The following is a 21,637-nucleotide window of genomic DNA, read 5'->3' as shown; positions in this document are numbered from 1 at the left end:
ACAGTCCCGTCTCTGGACTCACTCTACTTATCGGCGGCGCCGAGAACTCCCTTGAGTCATTTTTTGTAAAGAAAAAGGGGGAGAGCTTGCGCCCTCCCCCTCCGTTCAGTTACCTACTGTCAATCCTAGCCCAAGAGTTTGAGCGCGGACTGCGGCAGCTGGTTGGCCTGCGCCAGGATCGCGATACCGGACTGGTTCAGGATCTGGGCCCGGGTCAGGTTTGCGGTCTCGGAAGCCACGTCGGCATCCGCGATACGGGACTGGGCAGCGGTGGTGTTCTGTGCCGCAACCTGCAGGTTGTTGATGACCGACTGGAAGCGATTCTGCACCGCACCAAGGTTCGCACGGGAAGAGGAGACCTTGGAAATCGCGGTGTCGATGCTGTCCAACATGGTCTGAGCAGCACCGGAAGTATCGATGTTGCCGCCGACGCCCAGCGTACCGGCATCCATCTGAGACAGGTTGATGTTGATGCGGTCGTAGGCGTTGTTGCCGGTCCCGACCTGGATGGTGACGGTCTTGGAGGAACGCAGCAGGTGAATCCCGTTGAAGGTGGTAGCGGAAGCGATACGGGTGATCTCAGATGCCAGTCGGCCGAATTCGCTGTTGATGTAGGAGCGCTGCGATTGGGCGACGGTACCGGTAGCCGACTGGGTTGCCAGTTCGCGCATACGGCTCAGGATGTTGCTGACCTCGTTGAGGGCGCCCTCAGCGACCTGCGACATGGAAACGCCGTCGTTGGCGTTACGAACGTCCTGGTTCATGGAACGAACCTGGGCCTTCATGCCTTCCGAAATGGCGAGACCTGCTGCGTCGTCCGCGGCGCTGTTGATGCGCAGACCGGAAGAGAGACGCTGCATGGCGGTGTTGAGAGCGTTCTGGGAACCTACGAGGTTACGTTGAGCGTTGAGCGACTGGATGTTAGTGTTGACGGTTAACATGGTGATTTCCTCCCTGAGTGTCTTCGGGGTTTCCTTACCCCTTTGGTTGGTTGGTTGTTGCCGAAACTACTAAAGACGTCTTTACTGCTAGATTCACCGACCTCCTTTCCGGATCACCGGTCGTCTTTGTTTGCTCGGAAACGCATTTACTGCACTTATCGCCCTGGCTGCGCAGAACTTTAGAAAAAAAATTCACGGGGCAGATATTTTTTCGTTACCAAATGAAAAGAGGCTCCTGCTGCGGCGGGAGCCCTCTTTCGTTGGTCTTCAGAATTGTCCCCTGAGAAAACGTCGGGCCTTGATCCCCCCTTTGGCAAAGGAGGGCGGGCGGATTTGGTTCTGAGGTTCATGAAACCTTAAAGGCAAATCCCCCTTCGCAAAGGGGGACTTCAAACCACGGCCTGAAACCTTGATTACGCGGTGTCGCGTCCCGCCGCCTGGCGGGCCGCAGGGGCGAAAAAGGGGTGCCGCGTCGTGTAATTGACACCGTCCAGGACGATCTGCTTGGCGATCAGCTTTTCGGCATTGAGAGCGATCGGGCCCTGCAGGTTGACGGTGATATCCAACGGGTCGGGAGCCATCGTGACGACCAGGAGAAAGATCAGGTCCGGTCGCTCCGGGTCCAGCTCCAGTTTTTGGAACTCGTCCGATGTCAGTGGAAAGGTCAATTCCGGCACGCACTCTTTGGCATCGACCACGACGAAGGCGAGGTTCGGATCCTCCGCCGACTGGAACCACAGGAAAGGCCCCGGCTTTGGGGGAGTCAGCAGCACGAAGCGCTTGTCCGGAAAGCCGAGCATCCCCTCCGGCATCCGGATGACTTTTTCTTCTTCTATCTCCTGCTCCCCGAAACGGGTCGACGGTACCTTGATCAAGCTCATTCTTTTTCTCCGGTGCCGGCCAGGGCCGCGATCCGTTCCAGATCATCGAGGTTCCAGTCCGCGGCCTGCTTGTTTTCCTGTTGCACCTTAAGATAGATCTCCTGACGGTAGATGGTCATGTCCTGGGGGGCCGTGATGCCAAGGCGGACCGTCCCCCCCTTGACCTCGACGACGGTCACCGAGATCTGGTCGCCGATGGCGATGACTTCACCTACTTTTCTGGAGAGAACCAGCATAAAAGAACCTTTGGTCCCGGTGGACCTACTTCAGGTAGTCGAGTAGCGAAACCTGCAACACCTTGGCCGAGGCGGCCTCGGCGGCCTGGAATGCGGTCTGCTGCTTGGCCAGATCACTGACCACCTGGACGAAATCGACGTTCTGAACGCTGGAAAGGACCTTGGTCACGCCGAGGTTCATGTTGTCGTTCACGGAACTTGCGCTGGTGAGCCGGTTGATCCGGGCCCCGATGTCGGCCCGGGCGTTGAGGACCTGGCTGCGGGCGTTGTCCAGGTTGTCCAACTGTCCCTGGACCGCGGTGGTACTCCCAGCCTGCAGCCCGGCGATCATGGCATCGAAGGTGCCGATGATGTCGGTCCCCGTACTTCCCGGAGGGTTCCCGCCGGAGATCAGCTTCTCGCCGGAATAGTTGATCCCAACCGACGAGGTCTGGTCGATCTGGATGTTGATCTGGTTGTTGTCGCCGGAGAAGGCGCCGGTGGTCGGGTCGAACGGGGCGGTGTCGTTTTTGAACCCGCCGAAGATGTACTTCCCGTTGAACTGGGTGTTCCCGAGGGTGATTACCTGGGAGCGGAGCTGCTGCAACTCGTTGATCGCGGCGGCCCGGGAATCGGAGCTGTTGGTGTCGCTGGACATGGAGAGGCCGATCTCCTTGGCCCGGACCAGGACGTCGCCGATGGAGGACATTGTGGAATCAGCCATGGTGAGGGCCGAGTTCGCATTGGTGATGTTCTTCGAGTACTGGTCGTTGGCGCTGCTGAGCGACTTCAAGTGCAGGATCTGCTGGGCGGCGATCGGATCGTCGCCGGGGTTGCTGATCTTGTACCCGGAAGACGCCTGCTCCTGCAGGTCGGTCTGGCGCTGCAGGATGATCTGCAGGCTGTTGAGCACTTGGTTGGCGGCGGTATTTTGCGTCACGCGCATGGCTTTTTCCCCTTTCGCGTTGTTACTGGATCAGGCTGAGCACCGTATCGAACATCTCGGCGCCGACGTTGATGACCTTGGCCGCGCCTTGGTAGGCCTTCTGGTACTTGGTCAGGTTGACCAGCTCCTCGTCGAGCGAAACGCCGGACTGGGACTCCCGCTGGTTGTTGAGCTGGGTGACGATCTGGCCCGCCTGGGTCTGTGAACGCTGGGCGCTCTGGACGTCGACCCCGATACCGCCGACCACGCTGTTGTAGAAATCGCCCAGCGTAGTGGTCCCGGTGCTCATCGAGAGGCTCTTGGTGTAGAGTGCGGCCAGCGACTGGGCGTTGTTGTTGTTGCCGGTGCCGCCGGTGGCCGGGTCCGCATTGGCCGCCGCGATGTCGTCGGTGTTGGTGATGTTCACCGCGATCGAGGCGCTGTATCCGGATACCGCGGCGGGAGGAGTGAACATGTTGATCCCGGTGGAGGCGCTGGTGAGACCATAGCCGGTGGACTGGACCGCGTTCACCTGGTTGGCGACGGTCGAGGCGAGCTCGTCGAGCTGGGAGAGGTACTTGTTCACCACGACGTCGCGGACCTGCAGCGTCCCGCCAATGTTGCCCTGGCTGTTGTTGGTCCCGCCGATGGTGGCGGTCACATCGGTCGCCCCGCCCCCCCCCGGAGGGGTGAGCATGACGTTGTAATAGCCGGTCGTCGCGTTGGTCTGCAGCGAAAGCTGCGCCGCCTGCTTCCCGGTGACCAGCGCCTGGCCGGTGGGGAGGCTCACACTCACCGTCCCGTCGGAGTTGTCAGAAAACTTCACCCCCACCTGCTCGGAGAGCTGGCGCATGATCAGCTCGCGCTGGTCCCGCATCTCGTTGGCGGTGCCGCCGTTGGCCTCGGTCTGCATGATGGTCGAGTTGAGCGACGCGATCTGGTTCAGGTCGTCGTTGACGTTTGAGGTGATCTGGATCAACGACTGGTTCATGTTGTTCTTCAGGTCGGTCAGGTTGGTGTTGATCCGGTGGAAGTCATCGACCAACTGCTGGGCGTTTGACAAGACCGCCTCGCGCTCCGGCACCCCCTGGGCGTTGGCGGCAAGATCCTGGTAGGAGTTGAAGAAGGACTGCAGCGACTTACCCAGACCGTCGGTGGTCAGGTCGTTGAACAGCGGCTGGACCGTCTGCAGCGCATCGCTGATGGTCTGGCCCTGGCCGCTGGTCGAGTTGGCCGCCATCAGCTGGGCCTGCAGGAAACTGTCGTAGGATCGCTGGATGGTGGAAACCTTCACCCCGCTCCCCAGCGGAAAGCCGCTCTCCAGGGAGGTCGGCGCGGTTTCGATGACCGCGGTCTGACGCGAGTAGCCGTCGGTGTTGACGTTGGTGATGTTCTCGCCGGAGACCTCGATGGCGATGTTCTGCGCGTTGAGGCTGGAGAGGGCGGTATTGAGCAGGCTGTTGATCGACATCTTACGCCCCCCTGGAGATCATGGCGGGACGGGCGCCGCTGCCGACGATCTTCCCGGCATTGCCGTAGGTATTGCCCGGGTTGAAGATGTTGGCGAAGAAGTTGAGCGACTGGGTGACCGTCTGCAGCGCCCCGTTTAATAGGTCCGCATTGGCGGTCAGCATCTTCTGAACCACGGCGCCGCGGTCCAGAAGGACCCGCTGCACCCCCTGCAGGGACTCGCGCTGCGGCTCGTCGAGCCGGGCGATGACCGGGGAAAGGGATTTGGCGTCGGGAATCTGAAGATCCGCCGCCATCTCGAAAACCAGTCCGCGGGCCTGCTCACCGAGCTCTTCGAGCGAGGCGAACAGGGCGATCTTCTTCTCCACCTGCTCGTCCAGGCCGTCCAGATCGCGGGTGAGGATGCAGTTTCTTTCCGCTTCGAGCACCGCCAGCATTTCTTCCAGCAGGCGCTCCTTTTCGGAGAGGGTGGTCAATAGGTCCAGCACGTGTGCCATGAGTCATCTCCCTTTGCCGCGCCCTCCCTCCTTGGAGGGGAACGGTGGCGGGTACCAGGTGTCGACGGGGTTAGCCCCGTTTGAAGCTGTCCACGAATTTCTGCGCCACCGCGGTCGCATCGACCCGGTCGCTGCCGTTTTGCATCCTTTGCTTGGCCAGGGCCACCTGGTCCGCCCGGACCTCGGGCAACTGGTCCAGGGCCTGGGTCAGGCGGCTGATTTCCCGGCTCTGCGCCGAAAGAACCACGCGGTCGCCACCGCGGGTGGCGGTGGCCTGCTGGGCGGAGGCGCTCTTGCTGGCGGCCGCCGCGCCGGTTACCGCGCTGGGGGCTTTGGGCCCCGAAATGTTCACCACGTAGGGCTGGTTTGAGTCAATCCGCACCGTTACCCCCTTTGGCGGCTACGTTGCGCCGCATCAGCTCCCGCTCGATCGCCGTCGCGATGCCGAGCCCCTGCCCCCGGGTTGCCGACTGGGCGTACTCCTGGTCGAGCATGGAGCGGAAGGTCTCCTCGCCGTGCCCGCCGCCGGTCAGGGGGTCGTTGCCGACGGTGCCCCGCATCGACTTCATCATCATCTCGACGAACATGGCCTCGAACTCGTGCGCCGCCTTTTTTATGGCGACACGTTCCTTTTCGGCGGACTGGGGGGAAACCTTGAGAGAATTCGTAACCGGCAGCTCCTGCTGGGGAAGCGCCGCGTTGGGGACTGCCTTGAGATCCATCGCTGCTCCTTAGAGGACGGTCAGCTCGGCGTTGAGCGCGCCGGCCGCCTTGATCGCCTGCATGATCCCGATCAGGTCGCGCGGGGTGACCCCGAGGAGGTTGAGCCCCCGGACCACGTCGCCCAGGTTCGCCCCTTCCCGAAGCAGGGAGAGGTTCACCCGGTCCTCCTTGACCTTGATACTGGTCCTCGGGACCGTGGTGGTGGTCCCGCTGGAAAGCGGGCCGGGCTGGGAGACCTGCGGGGTCTCCTTGACCACGACGGTGAGGTTGCCGTGGGAGACCGCCACGGTAGAGATGCGGACGTTTTCTCCCATGACGATGGTGCCGGTCCGCTCGTTCATGACCACCCGGGCGGGGACGTCCGGGTTCACGTCGAGCCGCTCCAGGTCGGCGACGAACTGGACCACCCTGCCGCGGTAGGCGGCCGGGACGGCGAGTTGGACCGAGCCGGGATCGGTTAGCGCCGCGGTCTGCGCGCCGAAGGCGGTGTTGACCGCCTGGGCGATCCGCTCCGCGGTGGTGAAGTCAGCCTGGTGCAGGTTGAGACGGAGGTTCTGCTTGTCGGCGAGGACGTTGGGAAGTTCGCGCTCCACGAGACCGCCCCCCGGGATGGTGCCCGCGGTGGGATGGTTCTTCTGGGCGGAAGCCGCCTGCCCCGAATAGGAGAAGGAGTTCGTCAGGACCGCTCCCTGCGCCACCGCGTAGATCTGGGAGTCGCCACCCTTCAAAGGCGCCATGAGCAGCGTCCCGCCGGCAAGGCTCGTCGCATCGCCCAGGGAGCTGACCAGGACGTCGAGCTTGTTCCCCTGCTTGGCAAACGGAGGGAGGTTTGCCGTCACCATGACCGCGGCCACGTTTTTGACCGTGATGCTCCCCTTGTTGATGGTGACCCCCATCCGCTCCAGGGCATTCGCCAGAGACTGGACCGGGAAGAAGGTCTGCTGCGAGTCGCCGGTGCCGTTGAGCCCGACCACGAGGCCGTAGCCAATGATCTGGTTGTCGCGCACCCCGTCAAAGGAGGCGATGTCCTTGATGCGGGCGGCCTGCGCCGCCAGCGGCAAGGCCAGCAAAAGGGCAACGATGGCGAGTAGGGTTTTAGCTTTCATGGCAACATCCTGTCATCTTTCTCCCCTGCGGCGGGACCGATCCGACCCGCCGCAGGGAGGACTCTTAAGCCTTGGTTAGAACGGCCAGATCTTGTCGAAGAGGTTCAGCAGCCAGCCCGGGTTCTGCCGGTCGCTGATCACCCCCTTGCCGGAGTAGGCAATCCTCGCGTCGGCGATCAGCGCGGAGCTCACGCTGTTGTCGGCGCTGATGTCGCGCGGCCGGATCGTCCCGGTCAGCACGATGATCTGGTCCTCGTTGTTCACCTTCACGCTGCGCCGCCCCTCGATCATGAAGTTCCCGTTGGGGATCACCTCCACCACCTTGGCGGAGATGGTCGCGTTCAGGGTCTCCTGACGCGAAGTGGAGCCGCTGCCGGCGAACTTCGAGTCGTAGGTCGCGTTGATCAGGTTGGCGAGGTCGAGCCAGTTCTTGATCCCGGTCTTCTCCAGCCCGAACAGGTTGTTGATCCCGCCACCGAGCGAGGAGGAGCGCGCGGTCCCGGTCGAGGCCTGCTTGCTCGCGGTGGCGTTTTCCGAGATCACCACGGTGATGATGTCGCCGCGGCGGCGTGCCTTCACGTCCTCGGCGATCCCGGTGGAGCTCGCCTGCCAGATGGAGCCCGTGTTGTAGTTCACCGGCGGCGCGGCTATCTGCTGGTCGAAGCTTGGGGTCCGCACCTCGGTCTCGGTATGCGAGCACCCGCAAAGGGCCAGCACCGCCAGGCACCCCGCCAGCGTCAAAACTTTGATCTTTGTCGTCTGCATGTCAGAAATCCACCTGGACCGTCGACGAGTCCACGACCCGCGCAGCGATCTCTTTTTGCGAACTCAGGTTCAAAACGGCGATGAGATCGCCGGCCGCGCCCGAGGTCTTGGCCCTGCCGCTCGCGGTGATCCGGACCACCGCGTTTTCCGCCACGATGGTCACCATCTGGCCGCTCTTGATCAGCGGCACCCGCTCCAAGTAATCCCGGCGCATCGGGGAGTTCCCACCGATGGCGCTTTTCACCTGGAGCCCGACCACTTCCGAGACGTCGCGGCAAAAGCGCCCGCCGACCTTGGCCAGGTCGCGCTTGGCGACCGAGACGTCGGAGGACTGCACCACTTCGCCCCGCTCCAGGGTGCGGTTGGCGATGACCATGTCGGTCAGCGCCTCCACCTCCACCGGAACGGTGAGGTTTCTCTTCACCTGGTCGTCGACCCGGATCACGACGGCAAGGCTGGTGTTCCCCCACCCTTCCCAGCGCTCCGGCGCGATCACCTCGTAGGTGACGGTCCCCGCAGGGAGCTTCAGCTCCGCGGGGACCACGGCCTTCTTGACCTTCACTTCGGCGTTGATGCCCTGGCTCTTTTTGAGCAGGAAATCCTGCACCACGCCGCGCAGCTTCGCCTCCGGAATGGTCTGGAGGGGCTCCCCGAAGGCGGGGAGGGCGAGGCAGCACCAAAGGACAATCAACGTTACGATACGCATAGCTTTACTTACCTTTTCAGGTTGCCCGCCTGCTGCAGCATCTCGTCGGCGGCCTGCACCGCCTTGGAGTTGATCTCGTAGGCGCGCTGCCCGACGATCATGTTCACCATCTCCTCGACGACGCTCACGTTACTCTGCTCAAGGTACCCCTGGTCCAGGGTCCCCAGGCCGTTCAACCCGGCGGTGCCGGTGGTGGCGGTCCCGGATGAGTCGCTCTGCTGGAAGAGGTTGCGGCCGATCGCGGAGAGGCCGGAAGGATTCTGGAACGAAGCGAGCTGGATGGTGCCGACCGTGGTCGGGGCGCTCTGCCCCGCCTGCTGCACCGACACGGTGCCGTCGGTCCCGATGTTGATCTTGGTGGCGTTGCTCGGGATGATGATCTCCGGGAGCAGCGGCTGGCCGTCCGGAGTCACCATGCGGCCGGTCCCGTCCTTCTTGAAGGTGCCGGCGCGGGTGTAGGCGGTGGTGCCGTCAGCCTGCTGGACCTGGAAGAACCCGTCCCCCTCGATGGCGATGTCGAGCTCGTTGCCGGTCTGGGTGATGGACCCCGCGGTGAAGACCTTGGAGACCGATGCCGGCTTCACCCCGAGACCCACCTGGATCCCGGTCGGGGTGGTGGTGGAGTTGGTGGCCGGAGCCCCGGTGGTCTTCAGGTTCTGGTACATCAGGTCCTGGAAATCGGCGCGGCTTTTCTTGAATCCCGTCGTGTTCGAGTTGGCGAGGTTGTTGGAGATCACGTCCATGTTCAACTGCTGCGCCTGCATCCCTGAGGCTGCCGTCCAGAGGGCCCTAATCATGTTTTCGCTCCTTGTTGGGGTTCAACGTTCAAGGTTCAACGTTCAACGTTGAACGGCGATGAGATCAAAAAAAAAGTTCCGAGGTCCCGCGCCGGGTGTCAAAAGTTTGAACTGCAGCGCGGTTATCACCCCGCCCTGTCTATCTATTCAAACTCCATTCCAAAACCAACGCGGTATTCAGAACTTGAAGTGACGCATGCTTGTTCGTTAGATCTTGCCGAGGTCGTTGGCGGCCTTGGAGGAGATGTCGTCGTAGTTGCGCACCGCCCTGGTGCAGATGTCGAAGTAGCGCGAGGCCTCGATCATCCGCGCCATCTCCCGGACCACCTGGACGTTGGAACCTTCCAGGTACCCCTGCTTCACCTCGGTTGTGGTCACCGCGGTCGGCGCCGCCTGGGCGTTGGCCGGAGCGAAGAGGCCGTTGCCGACCTTGTTCATCTGGTACGGCTTCGGAAAGTCGACTACCGTGAGGGTCCCCTGCTGTACCCCGTCCGCCATGATCTCGCCTTTGCCGGTAATCTCGATGCGCGAGGCGTTCACGCTCAGGTTCCCGGTCCCCTGGACCTCGTAGCCGTCCGCATTGACGATGCGCCCGGACGCGGCGCGGTGGAAGTTCCCCTGCCGGGTATAGGCCGGGCCGTTGGGGGTGTTGACCACGAAGAAGCCGTCCCCCTGGAGGGCGACGTCGAGCAGGTTTTCGGTGTGCTGCAGCGTCCCGGAGGTGAAGTCGGTGGAGAAGGTCTCGGTGGAGAAGACCGGAGTCTCGCTGTTGGGCGTGGCGCCGGTTTTCTGGGCCAGAAGGCTCTGGAATTCGATCCGGTCCGCCTTGAAGCCGGTGGTGTTGGCGTTGGCCAGGTTGTTGGTGAGGACCTCCAACCGCTTCTGCGCCGAGATGCTGCCGGAAAGGGCCGCGTACATGCCGCTGTTCATCTGGTTCCTCCCGCCTCTAGGCGACCTTTTTCATCTTGCCGCGCAGCCGGACGATGGCCTGGCTGTGCAGCTGCGAGATGCGCGACTCGGTGAGGTCGAGGACCGCGCCGATCTCCTTGAGGTTGAGCTCCTCGTAGTAGTAAAGGGTGATGACGATCCGCTCCTTCTCGGGGAGGGTGTCGATCGCCTCGGCAAGCCGCTCCACGGTCTGCCGCGCGATCATCTGGTTTTGCGGGCTCTCGGTCCCCTTGTCCTCCAGAACGTCCAGAAGGCCGAACGGGGCGCCGTCTTCGTCGTGCCAGGCGTCGTCGAGACTGACGAAGGAGAGGAGGTGAATCTCCTCCAGGAGCCGGAAATATTCCTTCAACTCCAGCCCCATCGCCTGGGCCACCTCCTCCGAGGAGGGATTGCGGCCAAGACGCTGTTCCAGGAGGGCGAACTCCTTCTCCAGCTTCTTGAACTTGTCCCGCAGGGACCGGGTCAGCCAGTCCTGGGCGCGCAGTTCGTCCATGATGGTGCCGCGGATCCGCTGCTCGGCGAAGGTCTTGAACTGCACCCCGCGGGCGGGATCGAAGCGCTCGGCCGCCGAGATCAGCCCGATGACCGCAGCGCTGCGGAGATCGTCGCGATCCAGATGTGGAGGGAGTGACGAGGCGATCCGGTCCACGATGAACTTAACCAAAGGGAGATGCGATACCACCAGCTCATCCCGGGACAGAGGCACGCTGCGGTGCGCCTCCTGCTCGTACGCCTTAAGAAGACAGTTCATGGTTTCTCCACTCCTTGCGCCGGCCGGCCGCTTCGACGTTGATACCGTCGTCGGTCGGCGCACCTTCTGACGCCACTTTTTGGGCCAGGGCCCGGAATCCAAGGGTGGCCTTGGCGTCCGGGTAAAGCCGGCACAGCGGCTGGCGCCGCCGCACCGAATCCACCAGCATATCGTCTTTGACAATGCACCCCATGTACTGCAGGGAAACCTCGAGGAAACGTCCGGTGATCGCCGAGAGCTTCTGGTAAAGCCCCTTCCCCTCCTCGGTGTCCCGGCACATGTTGACCAGGAGTTTGAAGGGGAGCGCGCCGTGGCGCGCCGAAAGGGTCTTCACCAGGGCGTAGGCGTCCATGATCGAGGTCGGCTCGGGGGTCACCACCAGGAGGATCTCCTTGGCGGCGACGGCAAAGGAGCTCACGTTCCCGGAGATCCCGGCGCCGGTGTCGATCAGGATGTAGTCGAACTCGTCGGAGAGCCGCTCGATCCCCTCCAAAAGGAGATTGCGCTTGTGCGGGGTGAGCGAGCCGTACTGCTGCGGCGTCATTCCCATGGAGAGGACGTGGATGCCGCTTTCGGTGCCGATGACGATCTCCTCCAGCCCGCGCTCCCCGGTGAGGACATGGTCCAGGGTGTAGCGGGGGGACTCCCCCAAAAGGAGGCAGATGTCCCCCACCCCGAGGTCGGCGTCCACGACCAGGACGCGCTGCCCCAGGCGGGAGAGGGTGACGGCGAGGTTGATGACGACGGAACTCTTGCCGACGCCCCCCTTGCCGCTGGCGACCGAGATCACCCGGACCCCCTCGCGGAGTTCCAGCTGCCCCTCCATGTTGCGCCGCTTCGCCGAGAAGGCGAGCTGGCGGAGGGTATCGGCCTGGTCCTGCATGGTGCCGGAAAAGCTCATCGTGCCGACTCCTTGAGGACGAGGTTCGCAATCTTGCGGGGAGTCGCGACTTCGATGTCTTCAGGGACCTTCTGTCCCGTGGTGAAGTAGGAAAGGGGGAGTTTGTGGCGCAGGTGCGCGTCCACGAGGCAGCCGAAGCTCTCGCTTTCGTCGACCTTGGTGAAGAGGAGCCGGTTGATGGGGAGGACGCCGAACTTGGCGACGATCTCATCCATCTCGCGGGCCCGGGTGGTTGCCGCCATGCAGAGATACACCTCGATCCCCTGCTGCGACTCCAGGTAACCCCGGAGTTCCTCGAGCCTTTCGGAATCCTTCTGGGAGCGGCCGGCGGTGTCGATGAGGATCAGGTCCTTGTCCTCGTGCTTGGAGATGGCGCGGGCCAGTTCCTGGGAGGTGGCCACCACCTCCAGCGGGAGGTCCATGATCTTGGCGTAGGTTTTCAGCTGCTCGATGGCGCCGACCCTGAAGTTGTCGGTGGTGACCATGGCGACCGAGGACCCCTTGGTCAGGGCGTACATCGCGGCGAGCTTGGCGATGGTCGTGGTCTTGCCGACCCCGGTGGGGCCGACGATGGCCATGATCCGGGGGCCGTTCTTCTTCATCCGCACCGGGCCGGCGCAGCGGACCATCCCGATCAGCGCCTCGGAGAGCATTTCACGCAGCTCGTCCATCCCGGCGCCTTCCTCGGCCGCGGGGCGGAGGTTCTCCATGAGCCGCTCGATCGCGTCGGGGCCGAGCTCCTCGGCCTGAAGCTCGCGGGTCAGGATTTCCAGGTGGGAATTCTTGTCGCTGGAGAGTTCGCGGGCCTCTTCGCGGACCACCCGCTTGGCCAGGGCCGGGGGGAGCTGGGTCGGGGCGGCCGGGACGACCGGTTCCGGGTTTGCCAGCGGGAAGCTCACCGGCCGGGGTCCGAATTTCTCCGGGGCCGCGGCAGCTGCCGGCTCCTGCTTCTCCTTGTTCACCGCGGAGTAGAGGAGCTTCTTGATCTCCTCGAGATCCTCCTTGCCGAAGGTGCGGCCCTCTTCCCGGGCGGCGGCAGCGGCGGCGGCATCCTTCTTGGACATCGCCTCGACCCGCTCCCTGAGTTCCTTCACCTCGCGCACCAGCGGGACCAGCATGGAGTTCTGAAACGCCTCCTTGGTGGTCATCTCGCGCTCCGGCTCCGGCTCCGGCTGGGTCTCCCGGTAGGGGTTCTGCCTTTGCGGGCGCGGTTCCAGCGCCGCGGTCACCTCGAAGTACGGTTTGGTGAACCAGCCGAGGATCCCTTTGCGGCGCTCCTTCTTGGAAGACAGGATCATCGCGTCCAGCCCCATTTCGGCCTTCACCATGCGCAACGCTTCCGACATTTCACTTGCCTGAAAAGTTTTAACTAGCATTGAGCCCCACCACACCTAAAGATTGGATTTTAATGTTGGGCGGAATCTCGTTGTGCGAGATAACCGCGAGGTTCGGCATGAATCGTTCGGTAAGTTTCTTGACATGGCGCCGGATGGTCGGCGAAGCCATGAGCACCGGCAGCGCGCCGGAGCTGTCGAAACGCTCGACGTGCTCCCGGACCGCAGCGAGAATCCGCTGCGCCGTCATCGGCTCGATGGCCAGGTAGCTCCCCTGCTCCGAGATCTGCACCGCGTCGGCGATGGTTTCCTCGACCTCCCGGTCCATCGAGATCACGCAGAGGGTGTCGTCTTCGCGCTTGTACTGCTCCACGATGTAACGGCCCAGGCTCTGGCGCACGAACTCGGTGAGCATCTCCGGGTCCTTGGTGATCCCGCCGTAGTCGGCGAGGGTCTCGAGGATGGAGCGGAAGTCGCGGATGGAGACGTTTTCCTTGAGCAGGTTCTTGACCACCCGCAGCACGGTGCCCAGGCTCAAAAGCGACGGAACGAGTTCCTCGACCACCTTCGGCAGCGTCGCCGCCACACCGTCCAGAAGCTGCTGCAGTTCCTGGCGCCCGACCAGCTCGTGGGCGTGCTTCTTGATGATCTCGGAGATGTGGGTCGCGAGGATCGTGGTGTTGTCGACGACCGTGTAGCCGTTGATCTGCGCCTGCTCGCGCTCTTTCCCCTTGATCCAGACCGCCGGGAGCCCGAACACCGGCTCGGTGGTCTTCACCCCTTCGAGCTGCCCCATCGCGCCGCCGGAGTCCATCGCCAGGTACTGGCCGGAGAGTTCCCCGCCGCCGACCTTGGCGCCGTTGATCAGGATGTTGTACTCGTAGGGGCGCAGCTGCAGGTTGTCGTGAATGTGGATCGGCGGGACGATGAAGCCCATCCGCTCCGCGGTCTGCTTGCGGATCGAGCGGATCCGGTCCAAAAGCTCCCCCTGCTGGTTCGCGTCGACCATCGGGACCAGCCCGTAGCCGACCTCGAGTTCCAGCATGTCGAGGGGGCGAATCGTGTTGATCTGGTCGGTCTCTTCCTCGGCCACCGCGGTGATCGCGGATTCATCCGCCTCGACCGCCTTCTCCACCGCCATCTTGCTCACCATGTAGGCGACGCCGGAGAGGAGGAGGAAGGCGAAGTGCGGCAGCCCCGGGATCATGGCAAAGGCGAAGAGGACGCCGGAGGCGACCTTGAACGCCTTGGGGTAGTTGAGCAGCTGCCCCGCCATCTCGGTGCCGAAGTTGTTCTCGTCGGCGGAGCGGGTGACGATGATGCCGGCCGCGGTGGAGATGATCAGGGCCGGGATCTGCGCCACCAGCCCTTCCCCGATGGTGAGGAGGGTGTAGTTGGCGAGCGCCTGGTCCAGCGGCATCCCTTTCTGCCAGACCCCGATCACGAAGCCGCCGACGATGTTCACCAGGACGATCATGATGCCGGCGACCGCGTCGCCGCGGACGAACTTGCTGGCACCGTCCATGGAGCCGTAGAAGTCGGCCTCGCGGGCGATCTTGCGGCGGCGTGCCTTGGCTTCCTTGTCAGTGAGCAGGCCGCTGGAGAGGTCGGCGTCGATGGCCATCTGCTTGCCGGGCATCGCGTCCAGGGTGAAGCGGGCGGCGACCTCGGCGACGCGGCCGGCACCCTTGGTGATGACCACGAAGTTGATGATGACCAGGATCAGGAAGATTACCGCGCCGACCACGTAGTTGCCGCCGACCACGAACTGGCCGAAGGCCTTGATGACCGCCCCCGCCGCCTCGGTCCCTTCGGAGCCGTGCAGCAGGATGAGGCGGGTGGATGCGATGTTGAGCGCCAGCCGGAACAGCGTGGTCACCAGCAGGATGGAAGGGAAGACCGAGAAATCGAGGGGCTGCACCGTGTAGAGGCAGACCAGCAGGATTACCAGGGCCGTGGTGATGTTGGTGGCCAGGAAAACGTCGAGCAGGAACGCAGGCAGGGGGATGATCATCAGGGAGAGAATCCCGATGAGGGCCACCGCCATGTAAATGTCCGAATTTTTCTTGTTCGGTGCGAGGATCGCGAGGGACCCCGTCGCGGAATTGGACATGCAGCTCGTTCCTTGTCGGTGTTGATAATGCCAGCCGGCAACGGGCTATTTGCAACCGTTATGCCAGAGGATAAACATTTCCCGACAAAGTGCTGGAAAGCCGCGGTTATTGCTTATTTTCCGGGGGATGCTGCGAGAGCTGCGGTGGGAAAGGTGGAAGGAGCCGTCATTTTTGCCGAAGACGGTCAAGTTTTTGACCTAATACATTTCGGCAGAATCGACGGGAAGTTTAGGGGTTTTTTCCCAAAACATTAAAAAAAACGTTGATACTTTTTAACCTGGACAGGAAATGCCCCTACCCCCGGGAGGGGAAGCCGTTGCATCGATGCCGGATCCCTGAGGCGACCCTTGAGACCTCTCGGACAACCACCTGAAATCATTCGACAGTCAAGAATATGACGTGAACTCGGCACCACGGGGAGCGCTGGGTGCGTTCGCCCGCGTAGGTCGCGTTGAGGAACGAAACGCGACAGTTGCCAGCCGAGCGTTCCGGTGGGGAGGGGGCTGCCCCCCCTACCATCGCCCCCCCTGCCCCCGCTGGCGCCGCTCCAGTTCCCCATCGATGCAGTTGAGGACCTCGAACTTCGCCAGGGACCAGAGCGGGGCGACCAGTTCCCGGCGGTTGCCGTCGCCGGTCAGTCGCTGCACCACGATCCGCGGGTCGAGCCGCTCCAGGAAATCGCAGACCAGCCCCACGTACTCGTCTCGGTCCATCACCCGGACCTCCCCGGCGCGGTACATCGCCTCCAACGGCGTTCCCCGCATCACATGCAGGAGGTGGAGTTTCACGCCGTCCACCCCGAGCTCGTTGCAGAAATCCGCCCCGCGCAGCATCTCCTCCCGGCTTTCGCCGGGGAGACCGAGGATGAGGTGGGCACAGACCCGGATGCCGCGCGACTGGCAAGCGGCAACCGCCCGGGTGAAGCTCGCGACGTCGTGTCCGCGCCGGATCACCTCCAGCGTCCGGTCCAGCGGGGACTGCAGGCCGAGCTCCAGCCAGAAATAGGTCCGTCTGGCGTATTCGGCCAAGAGGTCCAGGGTCGGCTCCGAGAGGCAGTCGGGCCGGGTGCCGACGATGAGCCCGACCACGTCCTTGACGGCAAGGGCCTCGTCATAGAGGGCTTGCAGCCGTTCGACCGGCGCATAGGTATTGGAATAGGACTGGAAATAGGCGAGAAAGCGGACCGCCTTGTATTTGCGGGTCATGACCTCTTTGGAATGTTCCAGCTGATCGGTGACCGAGGCGCCGTGGAGAATCCCGAAGGAGCCCGAGCCCTTGCCGCCGCAGAAGATGCACCCACCGGTGCCGAGCGAGCCGTCCCGGTTGGGGCAGGTAAAGCCGGCGTCGACCGAGAGCCGCTGCACCCGGCAGCCGAACACCCGCTTGAGCTCGTCGGAAAAGGAGTTGTAACGATGCATGGAACCTCGCGGAGATGGGGGACAACGAACGCCCTATATATAAATAGGGCGTCGCAGCAAAGTAAAGGATTAACTGCTACCCCATCCTCACCCTGTCCCTCTCCTTGAAGGAGAGGGGACGCACGGATCATCGACACAGCAAGTCCGAAGTCCGCAGACCCCCCAGTCCCTAGCCCCGGTTTTCTCCCTCCAGTCCCTAGCCCCGGCTTCATTGTCCTCCTCTCACCCTTTCCTCGTTGACGGGAACCGGCAAATGCCTGTATCTTCAACGATCCATGCAATCTACTCAACGACACTTTACCCAACAGGCCATTGCCCAGATGCGGGCCGCGATCGCGGACGCGGGGGGGAACGAGGTCTTCTTCCTCGGACGTACCGACGAAGCACTGATGGTCGTCGAAGTCGAAGTCCTCGCCCGCGGCAACCAGGACTCGGTCGCCGCGATCATGATCGCGACCTCCTTCGGCGACGTGGTGGTCCACAACCACCCCTCGGGCCACCTCACCCCCTCCGGCGCCGATATCGAAATCGCATCGCTCATGGGGAACCAGGGGGTCGGCTTCTACATCATCGACAACACCGCCGACAAGTGCTACCAGTCGGTTCCCCCCTTCAAACGAAAGACGGTCCAGTCCCTTTCCTATTCCGAAGTAGAAGATTTCTACAGCGCGGAGGGCGAACTCTCCCGATCGCTGGAAGGATATGAGCCGCGCCCGGAACAGACCCGGATGGCGGTGGCGCTGGCCGAGGCGTTCAACGAAGGACGGGTTGCCGTGATCGAAGCCGGCACCGGCACCGGGAAGTCGCTCGCCTACCTGTACCCCGCCGCCCTCTGGTCGGTGCGGAACAAGGAACGGGTCGTCGTTTCGACCAACACGATCAACCTCCAGGAACAGCTCATCCTCAAGGACATTCCGTTTCTCCAGGAGCACGCCGGGGTGCAGTTTCGTGCCGTGCTGGTCAAGGGGCGCGGCAACTACCTCTGCCTCCGCAAGCTCAAGGTCAACGCCGCCGATCCCTCTCTTTTCAAAGACGAGACCGCAGAAGAGCTCGACGCGATCGTCGCCTGGAGCAAGCAGACCGAAAACGGCTGCCGATCCGATCTCTCCTTCGTTCCCAAGGAAGAGATCTGGGAAGAGATCTGCTGCGAGGCCGACCAGTGCGGGCGGGTGAAGTGCATCGACTACCCGCGCTGCTTCTTTTACAAGGCGCGCCGCGAGGCTGCCGGCGCCGACGTGCTGGTGGTGAACCACGCCCTTCTCTTCGCCGACCTGGCCGTGCGCCAGGAAACCGGCTACGATTCGACCGCCATCCTCCCTCCCTTCACCCGGCTCATCTTCGACGAAGGGCATCACATGGAGGACGTGGCGACCAACTTCCTCTCCAGCCAGGTTTCCCGGCTCATGCTCGTGAAACTGATGGGCAAGCTGCAGCACCCGCGCAAGGCGCACCGCGGCGCCCTGCCGCAGCTCTCCACCCAACTCTCCGCGCTGGTCCCGGAAGACCAGGACGACCTCTACCTGCAGATAGCGGACATCCTGGAAGGAAAACTCATCCCCCGGCGCGTGGCGTTGACGGATACGCTGACCAAGGGGATGGATGCGATCGCCGAGGCGCTGCTCAAATACCTGAACAAGGTGGGGGCGGACCAGAAGCTGCGCCTGACTCCGGTTTTGTACGGGTCGTCGGTGTGGCCGGAGGTGGGCGGGCAAATCCAGAAGATGTGCAAGGAGCTCTCCGACTACGTCGCCTCCATGCAGGCCTTCCTGAAGGCATGCGAGCGGCTCTCCGACAAGGTGCTGGAGAAACTCGCCGGCCCGCTCACCGATTTCAAGGGGATCAAGGCGAGGATGGAGAGCGCCGTCGAGGCGCTGCTCTTCTTTACCAACCGCGACACCGACCATTGCCGCTGGTTCGAGCTGAAGAAGGGGCCGGCGGTAAAGCTCTGCTGTTCGCCGCTGGAGGTGGCGGAGACCATCAAGAGCGCGGTCCTGGACAAGTTCAAGACGGTGGCGGTGACCTCCGCGACCCTCGCGGTGGGGGAGAAGTTCGACTTTTTGAAGAAGCGGACCGGGATCGATCTCTTGCCGAAGGAAAAGGTGACCGAGCTGCTCCTGCCGTCCCCCTTCGATTACGAGCGGCAGGCGCTGGTGGGGGTGCCGTCCGACATGCCCGAGCCGAACTCGCCGCAGTTCGAGATGCGGGCGGCGCAGCACCTGCTCAAGGCGCTGAAGATCTCTCAGGGACGGGCCTTTGTCCTCTTCACCTCCTACGATCTCTTGACCCGCATCGCCAACCGACTGAACGAGCCGCTGAAGGCGGCGGGATTGACGCCGATGCGCCAGGGGGAAACCAACCGGCACCTGTTGCTGTCAAAATTCCGTTCTGCACCGAACCCGGTGCTCTTCGGGACCGACTCTTTCTGGGAGGGAGTGGACGTCCAGGGGAAGGGGCTGGAACTCGTGGTTATCACCCGTCTACCATTCCGGGTCCCCACCGAGCCGATATTGGAGGCACGTTCCGAGCACATCTCCGCGCTGGGGGGCGACCCGTTCATGAGCTACACGGTTCCCCAGGCGGTGATCAAGTTCAAGCAAGGCTTCGGGCGACTGATCCGAAGCAAGGAGGACCGCGGCGCGGTCCTGATCCTCGACTCCCGGGTATTGACCAAGAACTACGGGAAGGTTTTCCTGAGCGCGCTGCACGGCGTAAAGCCGGTGAAGGGGGACGAAGAGGTGATCTGCCAGGCGCTGGAAGGGTTCTTCGGCAACGGTTAACCCTTTTCATCGGTCCCCTGAGATCAACTCACGGCGGAATCCCCCTGGCGACGGTCGCCACGAATACCGCCTCGACCTCGGCTGAGTAAAGCGCCGCCGCGCAGGCGCGGACGGTGCTGCCGGTGGTGAGGACGTCGTCCACCAGCAAAACGCGCTTTCCCTTCAGCTGCGCCGGGTTCCGGACCTCAAACGCCCCCGCCACATTCGTTCTCCTCTCCCCGGCCGACATGCCGGTCTGCGGGTCGGTCCAACGGACCCGACGCAGGTTCGTCGGCAGCACCGGTATCCCCCACACCTTTCCGATCACCTTCCCCAACATCTGCGACTGGTTGTAACCGCGCTGGCGCAAACGTTTGCGATGCAGCGGCACCGGTAAGATGACCTCAGGCTGAGCCTGCACGTAGAAAGACTTCAGGCATTCGGCGACCAGCCGCCCCAGCGGCACTGCCAGGTGGACCTGCCCGGAGTATTTGAAGCGGTGGATGAGTTCCTGGACCGGACCGTCCAGAAGGGCCGCCGAGCGGCAGGCATCGAAGGGGGGATCGTTGGAGCAGGCGCCGCAGAGATGGTCCAGGCCGCCGTCCATCGGATAGGGAATGCCGCAGACGGGACAGTAGGGGGAAACGACAAAGGAGACGTCAGCCAGGCAGGCGTCGCAGATGTTAATGCTGCGGCGATCGGGAATGAAGCCCTTGCAGGCGTGGCACAGCGGCGGGAACAGGAGATCCAGCAAGGCGCGAATCATGAGCGACTCCCGGCCTTCGTGGTTCATCGGACCGATCAGCCGGATTTAACCAATCGGTCCGATGAGGTGGGATTACAGCCCCATGTCCTCGTTGACCAGCAGGACGCGGATGTCGGCGTTGCGGGGCTTCTTGTCGACCACGGTGGTCACCCGGCAGATGCGCGTCGGTGAGTCGCAGTCGTGGCAGAAACCGGTGGTGGCGCAGGGGTTGGCGAGGTTGAGGCGCCGGGAATTTGCCGGGGCCGCGTACTGCTTGATCCGCCTGACCGCCTCATCGGTGCCGCCATCGACCAGCTTGTTCCGGCCGACGACCACGATGCATTTCTTGGGGCCGAAGAACATCGCCGCCACGCGGTTGCCGTTGCCGTCGATGTTGACCAGCGTCCCGGAGAGGGTTACCGCGTTGCTGCTGGTGAGGAAGAGGTCACAGGTGAGTTCGCGGCGGCAGGCTTCCAGTTTCTGCTCCGGAGTCAGTCCGGGGAGCCCGTGATCGATGATCTCCTTCCCCATTGCCTTCAGCTTCTCAGTCAGCTTCAGGTCGGCCACCGAGAGGGAACCGCCGAAGCCGACCGTTTTGGCGGTCTCCGCCTCATTGATGATGTAATGGAAGGCCTCTTCGCCGCTGTGACAGTAGACGGCGTCAAACCCGTTCTTCTTCAATCCCTGAACGGCCTTCTCGCACTTCTGGGCGAAGGCCCAGTCGTTAAGTTCATCGGTTCGACTCATCTATTTCCTCCCTTGATAACGCCCTCTCTTCCCGAAAGGGGATTCTTCTGAGAAAGGTTCCTCCCACGTACCTCCCCTTCAAGGGGAGGGACGTGGTGAGGATGGGGTTCAGTTCCCTTAGCGGTTCCTGCTTACCCAGAACTCTTTCTCGTAGGTCCAGACCTCGCCCATGTAGCCGATCAGCTGCTCCATCCGGGCCTTGAACGCCAGCCTGGCTTCCTCCTGCTCCGGGAATACCCGCTTTTCTTTGATCGCCGCGCAGAGATCCTGGCCCAGACCCTGCGCCTTGGCAAACAGGGTATCCTGCTCCGGGAAGGTCCGCCAACCGGCGCCGACCGAACCGACTCCGCCGACCGTGACGGCACCGAGCGAGGTGACGAACCGGCTCATGTACCCGAGGACCTCGTCATCCCCGCCGCCACCGGAAGTTTCCACCAAGGCAGCGTATTTCCCTTCCAGCTCGTGGCAATGGATGATGCCGCAGCAGCGGTCGAAAAACGCCTTCATCTGCGCGGTCACGCTGAAGATGTAATTGGGGCTGGCGAGGACGAAACCATCCGCCTCCAGGAGCTTTTTCTTGAGCGGTTCGAAATCGTCCTGCACCGGGCAATGGCCGATCTTGTGGCAGGCATCGCATGCGGTGCAGGGCTTGATGGTGATGTCGTTCAAAAGAACGGTTTCCACCTCGGCGCCCGCCTGGGACACCCCGGCGACAACTTCTTCCAAAAGGCGGCCGGTCATGCCTTTCATGCCCCGGGGACTTCCGTTGATGACGATGATTTTCATTACGGCCTCCTGATGCTTCGGCTGACGGTAAGAGTCCCCCATCCTCACCCTGTCCCTCTCCTTGAAGGAGTGGGGACGCTGGGGCAAATACCTTCCTACCTCGCCCACTCA

Annotated in this window: 22 protein-coding genes; 1 reads left to right on the top strand and 21 read right to left on the bottom strand. The window is 62.9% G+C overall.

Annotation, left to right across the window (positions count from 1 at the left end):
- Positions 1–125 precede the first annotated feature (125 nt).
- The 18 genes from JFN93_RS08950 to JFN93_RS08865 form a co-directional block, all read right to left on the bottom strand.
- Entirely contained in the window at positions 126–941 is an 816-nt protein-coding gene (locus tag JFN93_RS08950; protein ID WP_199383716.1) for a flagellin N-terminal helical domain-containing protein, read from the bottom strand.
- Positions 942–1,354: 413 nt separating this feature from the next.
- Entirely contained in the window at positions 1,355–1,813 is a 459-nt protein-coding gene (locus JFN93_RS08945; protein WP_199383802.1) for a flagellar assembly protein FliW, read from the bottom strand.
- Positions 1,814–1,818: 5 nt separating this feature from the next.
- Complete coding sequence (gene csrA / locus JFN93_RS08940) at positions 1,819–2,058, bottom strand: carbon storage regulator CsrA (RefSeq protein WP_199383715.1); 240 nt, start codon at positions 2,056–2,058, stop codon at positions 1,819–1,821.
- 25 nt (positions 2,059–2,083) lie between these two features.
- Positions 2,084–2,983: a flagellar hook-associated protein FlgL gene (flgL, locus tag JFN93_RS08935; protein WP_199383714.1), complete on the bottom strand. Its 900-nt coding sequence runs from the start codon at positions 2,981–2,983 to the stop codon at positions 2,084–2,086.
- Between the two features lie 22 nt (positions 2,984–3,005).
- Entirely contained in the window at positions 3,006–4,433 is a 1,428-nt protein-coding gene (gene flgK, locus JFN93_RS08930; protein WP_199383713.1) for a flagellar hook-associated protein FlgK, read from the bottom strand.
- A 1-nt stretch (position 4,434) separates the two neighbouring features.
- Positions 4,435–4,929, bottom strand: a complete 495-nt coding sequence (locus JFN93_RS08925; protein WP_199383712.1) for a flagellar protein FlgN — start codon at positions 4,927–4,929, stop codon at positions 4,435–4,437.
- Between the two features lie 70 nt (positions 4,930–4,999).
- The gene (gene flgM, locus JFN93_RS25520) at positions 5,000–5,311 is read right to left on the bottom strand and encodes a flagellar biosynthesis anti-sigma factor FlgM (RefSeq protein ID WP_199383711.1); all 312 of its coding nucleotides are present in this window, start codon (positions 5,309–5,311) and stop codon (positions 5,000–5,002) included.
- A complete protein-coding gene (locus tag JFN93_RS08915) occupies positions 5,301–5,651 on the bottom strand; it encodes a rod-binding protein (RefSeq protein WP_199383710.1) in 351 nt (116 codons plus the stop codon). The genes flgM and JFN93_RS08915 overlap by 11 nt, the downstream gene beginning before the upstream one ends.
- Positions 5,652–5,660: 9 nt before the next feature.
- Positions 5,661–6,758 carry a flagellar basal body P-ring protein FlgI gene (locus JFN93_RS08910; RefSeq protein ID WP_199383709.1) on the bottom strand — a complete coding sequence of 366 codons (1,098 nt, stop codon included), beginning with the start codon at positions 6,756–6,758 and terminating at the stop codon, positions 5,661–5,663.
- Between the two features lie 75 nt (positions 6,759–6,833).
- Positions 6,834–7,523, bottom strand: coding sequence for a flagellar basal body L-ring protein FlgH (locus JFN93_RS08905; protein ID WP_199383708.1), 690 nt, complete (start codon positions 7,521–7,523; stop codon positions 6,834–6,836).
- Position 7,524: 1 nt separating this feature from the next.
- The gene (gene flgA, locus JFN93_RS08900; protein WP_199383707.1) at positions 7,525–8,229 is read right to left on the bottom strand and encodes a flagellar basal body P-ring formation chaperone FlgA; all 705 of its coding nucleotides are present in this window, start codon (positions 8,227–8,229) and stop codon (positions 7,525–7,527) included.
- Positions 8,230–8,237: 8 nt separating this feature from the next.
- Positions 8,238–9,026: a flagellar basal-body rod protein FlgG gene (gene flgG / locus JFN93_RS08895; RefSeq protein WP_199383706.1), complete on the bottom strand. Its 789-nt coding sequence runs from the start codon at positions 9,024–9,026 to the stop codon at positions 8,238–8,240.
- Between the two features lie 207 nt (positions 9,027–9,233).
- The gene (gene flgF, locus JFN93_RS08890) at positions 9,234–9,956 is read right to left on the bottom strand and encodes a flagellar basal-body rod protein FlgF (RefSeq protein ID WP_199383705.1); all 723 of its coding nucleotides are present in this window, start codon (positions 9,954–9,956) and stop codon (positions 9,234–9,236) included.
- Positions 9,957–9,972: 16 nt separating this feature from the next.
- On the bottom strand, positions 9,973–10,725 hold the full coding sequence (locus JFN93_RS08885) for a FliA/WhiG family RNA polymerase sigma factor (RefSeq protein ID WP_199383704.1): 753 nt from the start codon (positions 10,723–10,725) through the stop codon (positions 9,973–9,975).
- Positions 10,709–11,626 (bottom strand): MinD/ParA family protein, encoded by a 918-nt coding sequence (locus tag JFN93_RS08880; protein WP_199383703.1) that lies wholly within the window; start codon positions 11,624–11,626, stop codon positions 10,709–10,711. The genes JFN93_RS08885 and JFN93_RS08880 overlap by 17 nt, the downstream gene beginning before the upstream one ends.
- Complete coding sequence (gene flhF, locus JFN93_RS08875) at positions 11,623–13,002, bottom strand: flagellar biosynthesis protein FlhF (RefSeq protein WP_199383702.1); 1,380 nt, start codon at positions 13,000–13,002, stop codon at positions 11,623–11,625. The genes JFN93_RS08880 and flhF overlap by 4 nt, the downstream gene beginning before the upstream one ends.
- Positions 12,992–15,073 (bottom strand): flagellar biosynthesis protein FlhA, encoded by a 2,082-nt coding sequence (flhA, locus tag JFN93_RS08870; RefSeq protein ID WP_199383701.1) that lies wholly within the window; start codon positions 15,071–15,073, stop codon positions 12,992–12,994. Before flhA ends, flhF begins: the two co-directional genes overlap by 11 nt.
- 513 nt (positions 15,074–15,586) lie before the next feature.
- Positions 15,587–16,492 (bottom strand): TIGR01212 family radical SAM protein, encoded by a 906-nt coding sequence (locus tag JFN93_RS08865; protein ID WP_199383700.1) that lies wholly within the window; start codon positions 16,490–16,492, stop codon positions 15,587–15,589.
- A 320-nt stretch (positions 16,493–16,812) separates the two neighbouring features.
- On the opposite strand from JFN93_RS08865, the gene JFN93_RS08860 reads away from it, so the two are divergent.
- Positions 16,813–19,269 carry a helicase C-terminal domain-containing protein gene (locus JFN93_RS08860; RefSeq protein WP_236021602.1) on the top strand — a complete coding sequence of 819 codons (2,457 nt, stop codon included), beginning with the start codon at positions 16,813–16,815 and terminating at the stop codon, positions 19,267–19,269.
- Between the two features lie 28 nt (positions 19,270–19,297).
- Here JFN93_RS08860 and JFN93_RS08855 read toward each other — a convergent pair whose 3' ends face one another.
- The 3 genes from JFN93_RS08855 to JFN93_RS08845 all read right to left on the bottom strand — a co-directional run bounded on the left by JFN93_RS08855 (position 19,298) and on the right by JFN93_RS08845 (position 21,526).
- Positions 19,298–20,014, bottom strand: coding sequence for a ComF family protein (locus JFN93_RS08855; protein ID WP_236021601.1), 717 nt, complete (start codon positions 20,012–20,014; stop codon positions 19,298–19,300).
- A gap of 72 nt (positions 20,015–20,086) precedes the next feature.
- Positions 20,087–20,740, bottom strand: a complete 654-nt coding sequence (locus tag JFN93_RS08850) for a lactate utilization protein (protein ID WP_199383697.1) — start codon at positions 20,738–20,740, stop codon at positions 20,087–20,089.
- Positions 20,741–20,857: 117 nt separating this feature from the next.
- Positions 20,858–21,526 carry a flavodoxin family protein gene (locus JFN93_RS08845; protein WP_199383696.1) on the bottom strand — a complete coding sequence of 223 codons (669 nt, stop codon included), beginning with the start codon at positions 21,524–21,526 and terminating at the stop codon, positions 20,858–20,860.
- Positions 21,527–21,637: the final 111 nt, after the last annotated feature.

The organism is Geomesophilobacter sediminis, assembly GCF_016458275.1.
Taxonomy (GTDB): Bacteria; Desulfobacterota; Desulfuromonadia; order Geobacterales; family Geobacteraceae; genus Geomesophilobacter; species Geomesophilobacter sediminis.
The sequence above is the reverse complement of the archived record's forward strand: the minus strand, read 5'-3'. Positions and strand labels throughout refer to the sequence as shown.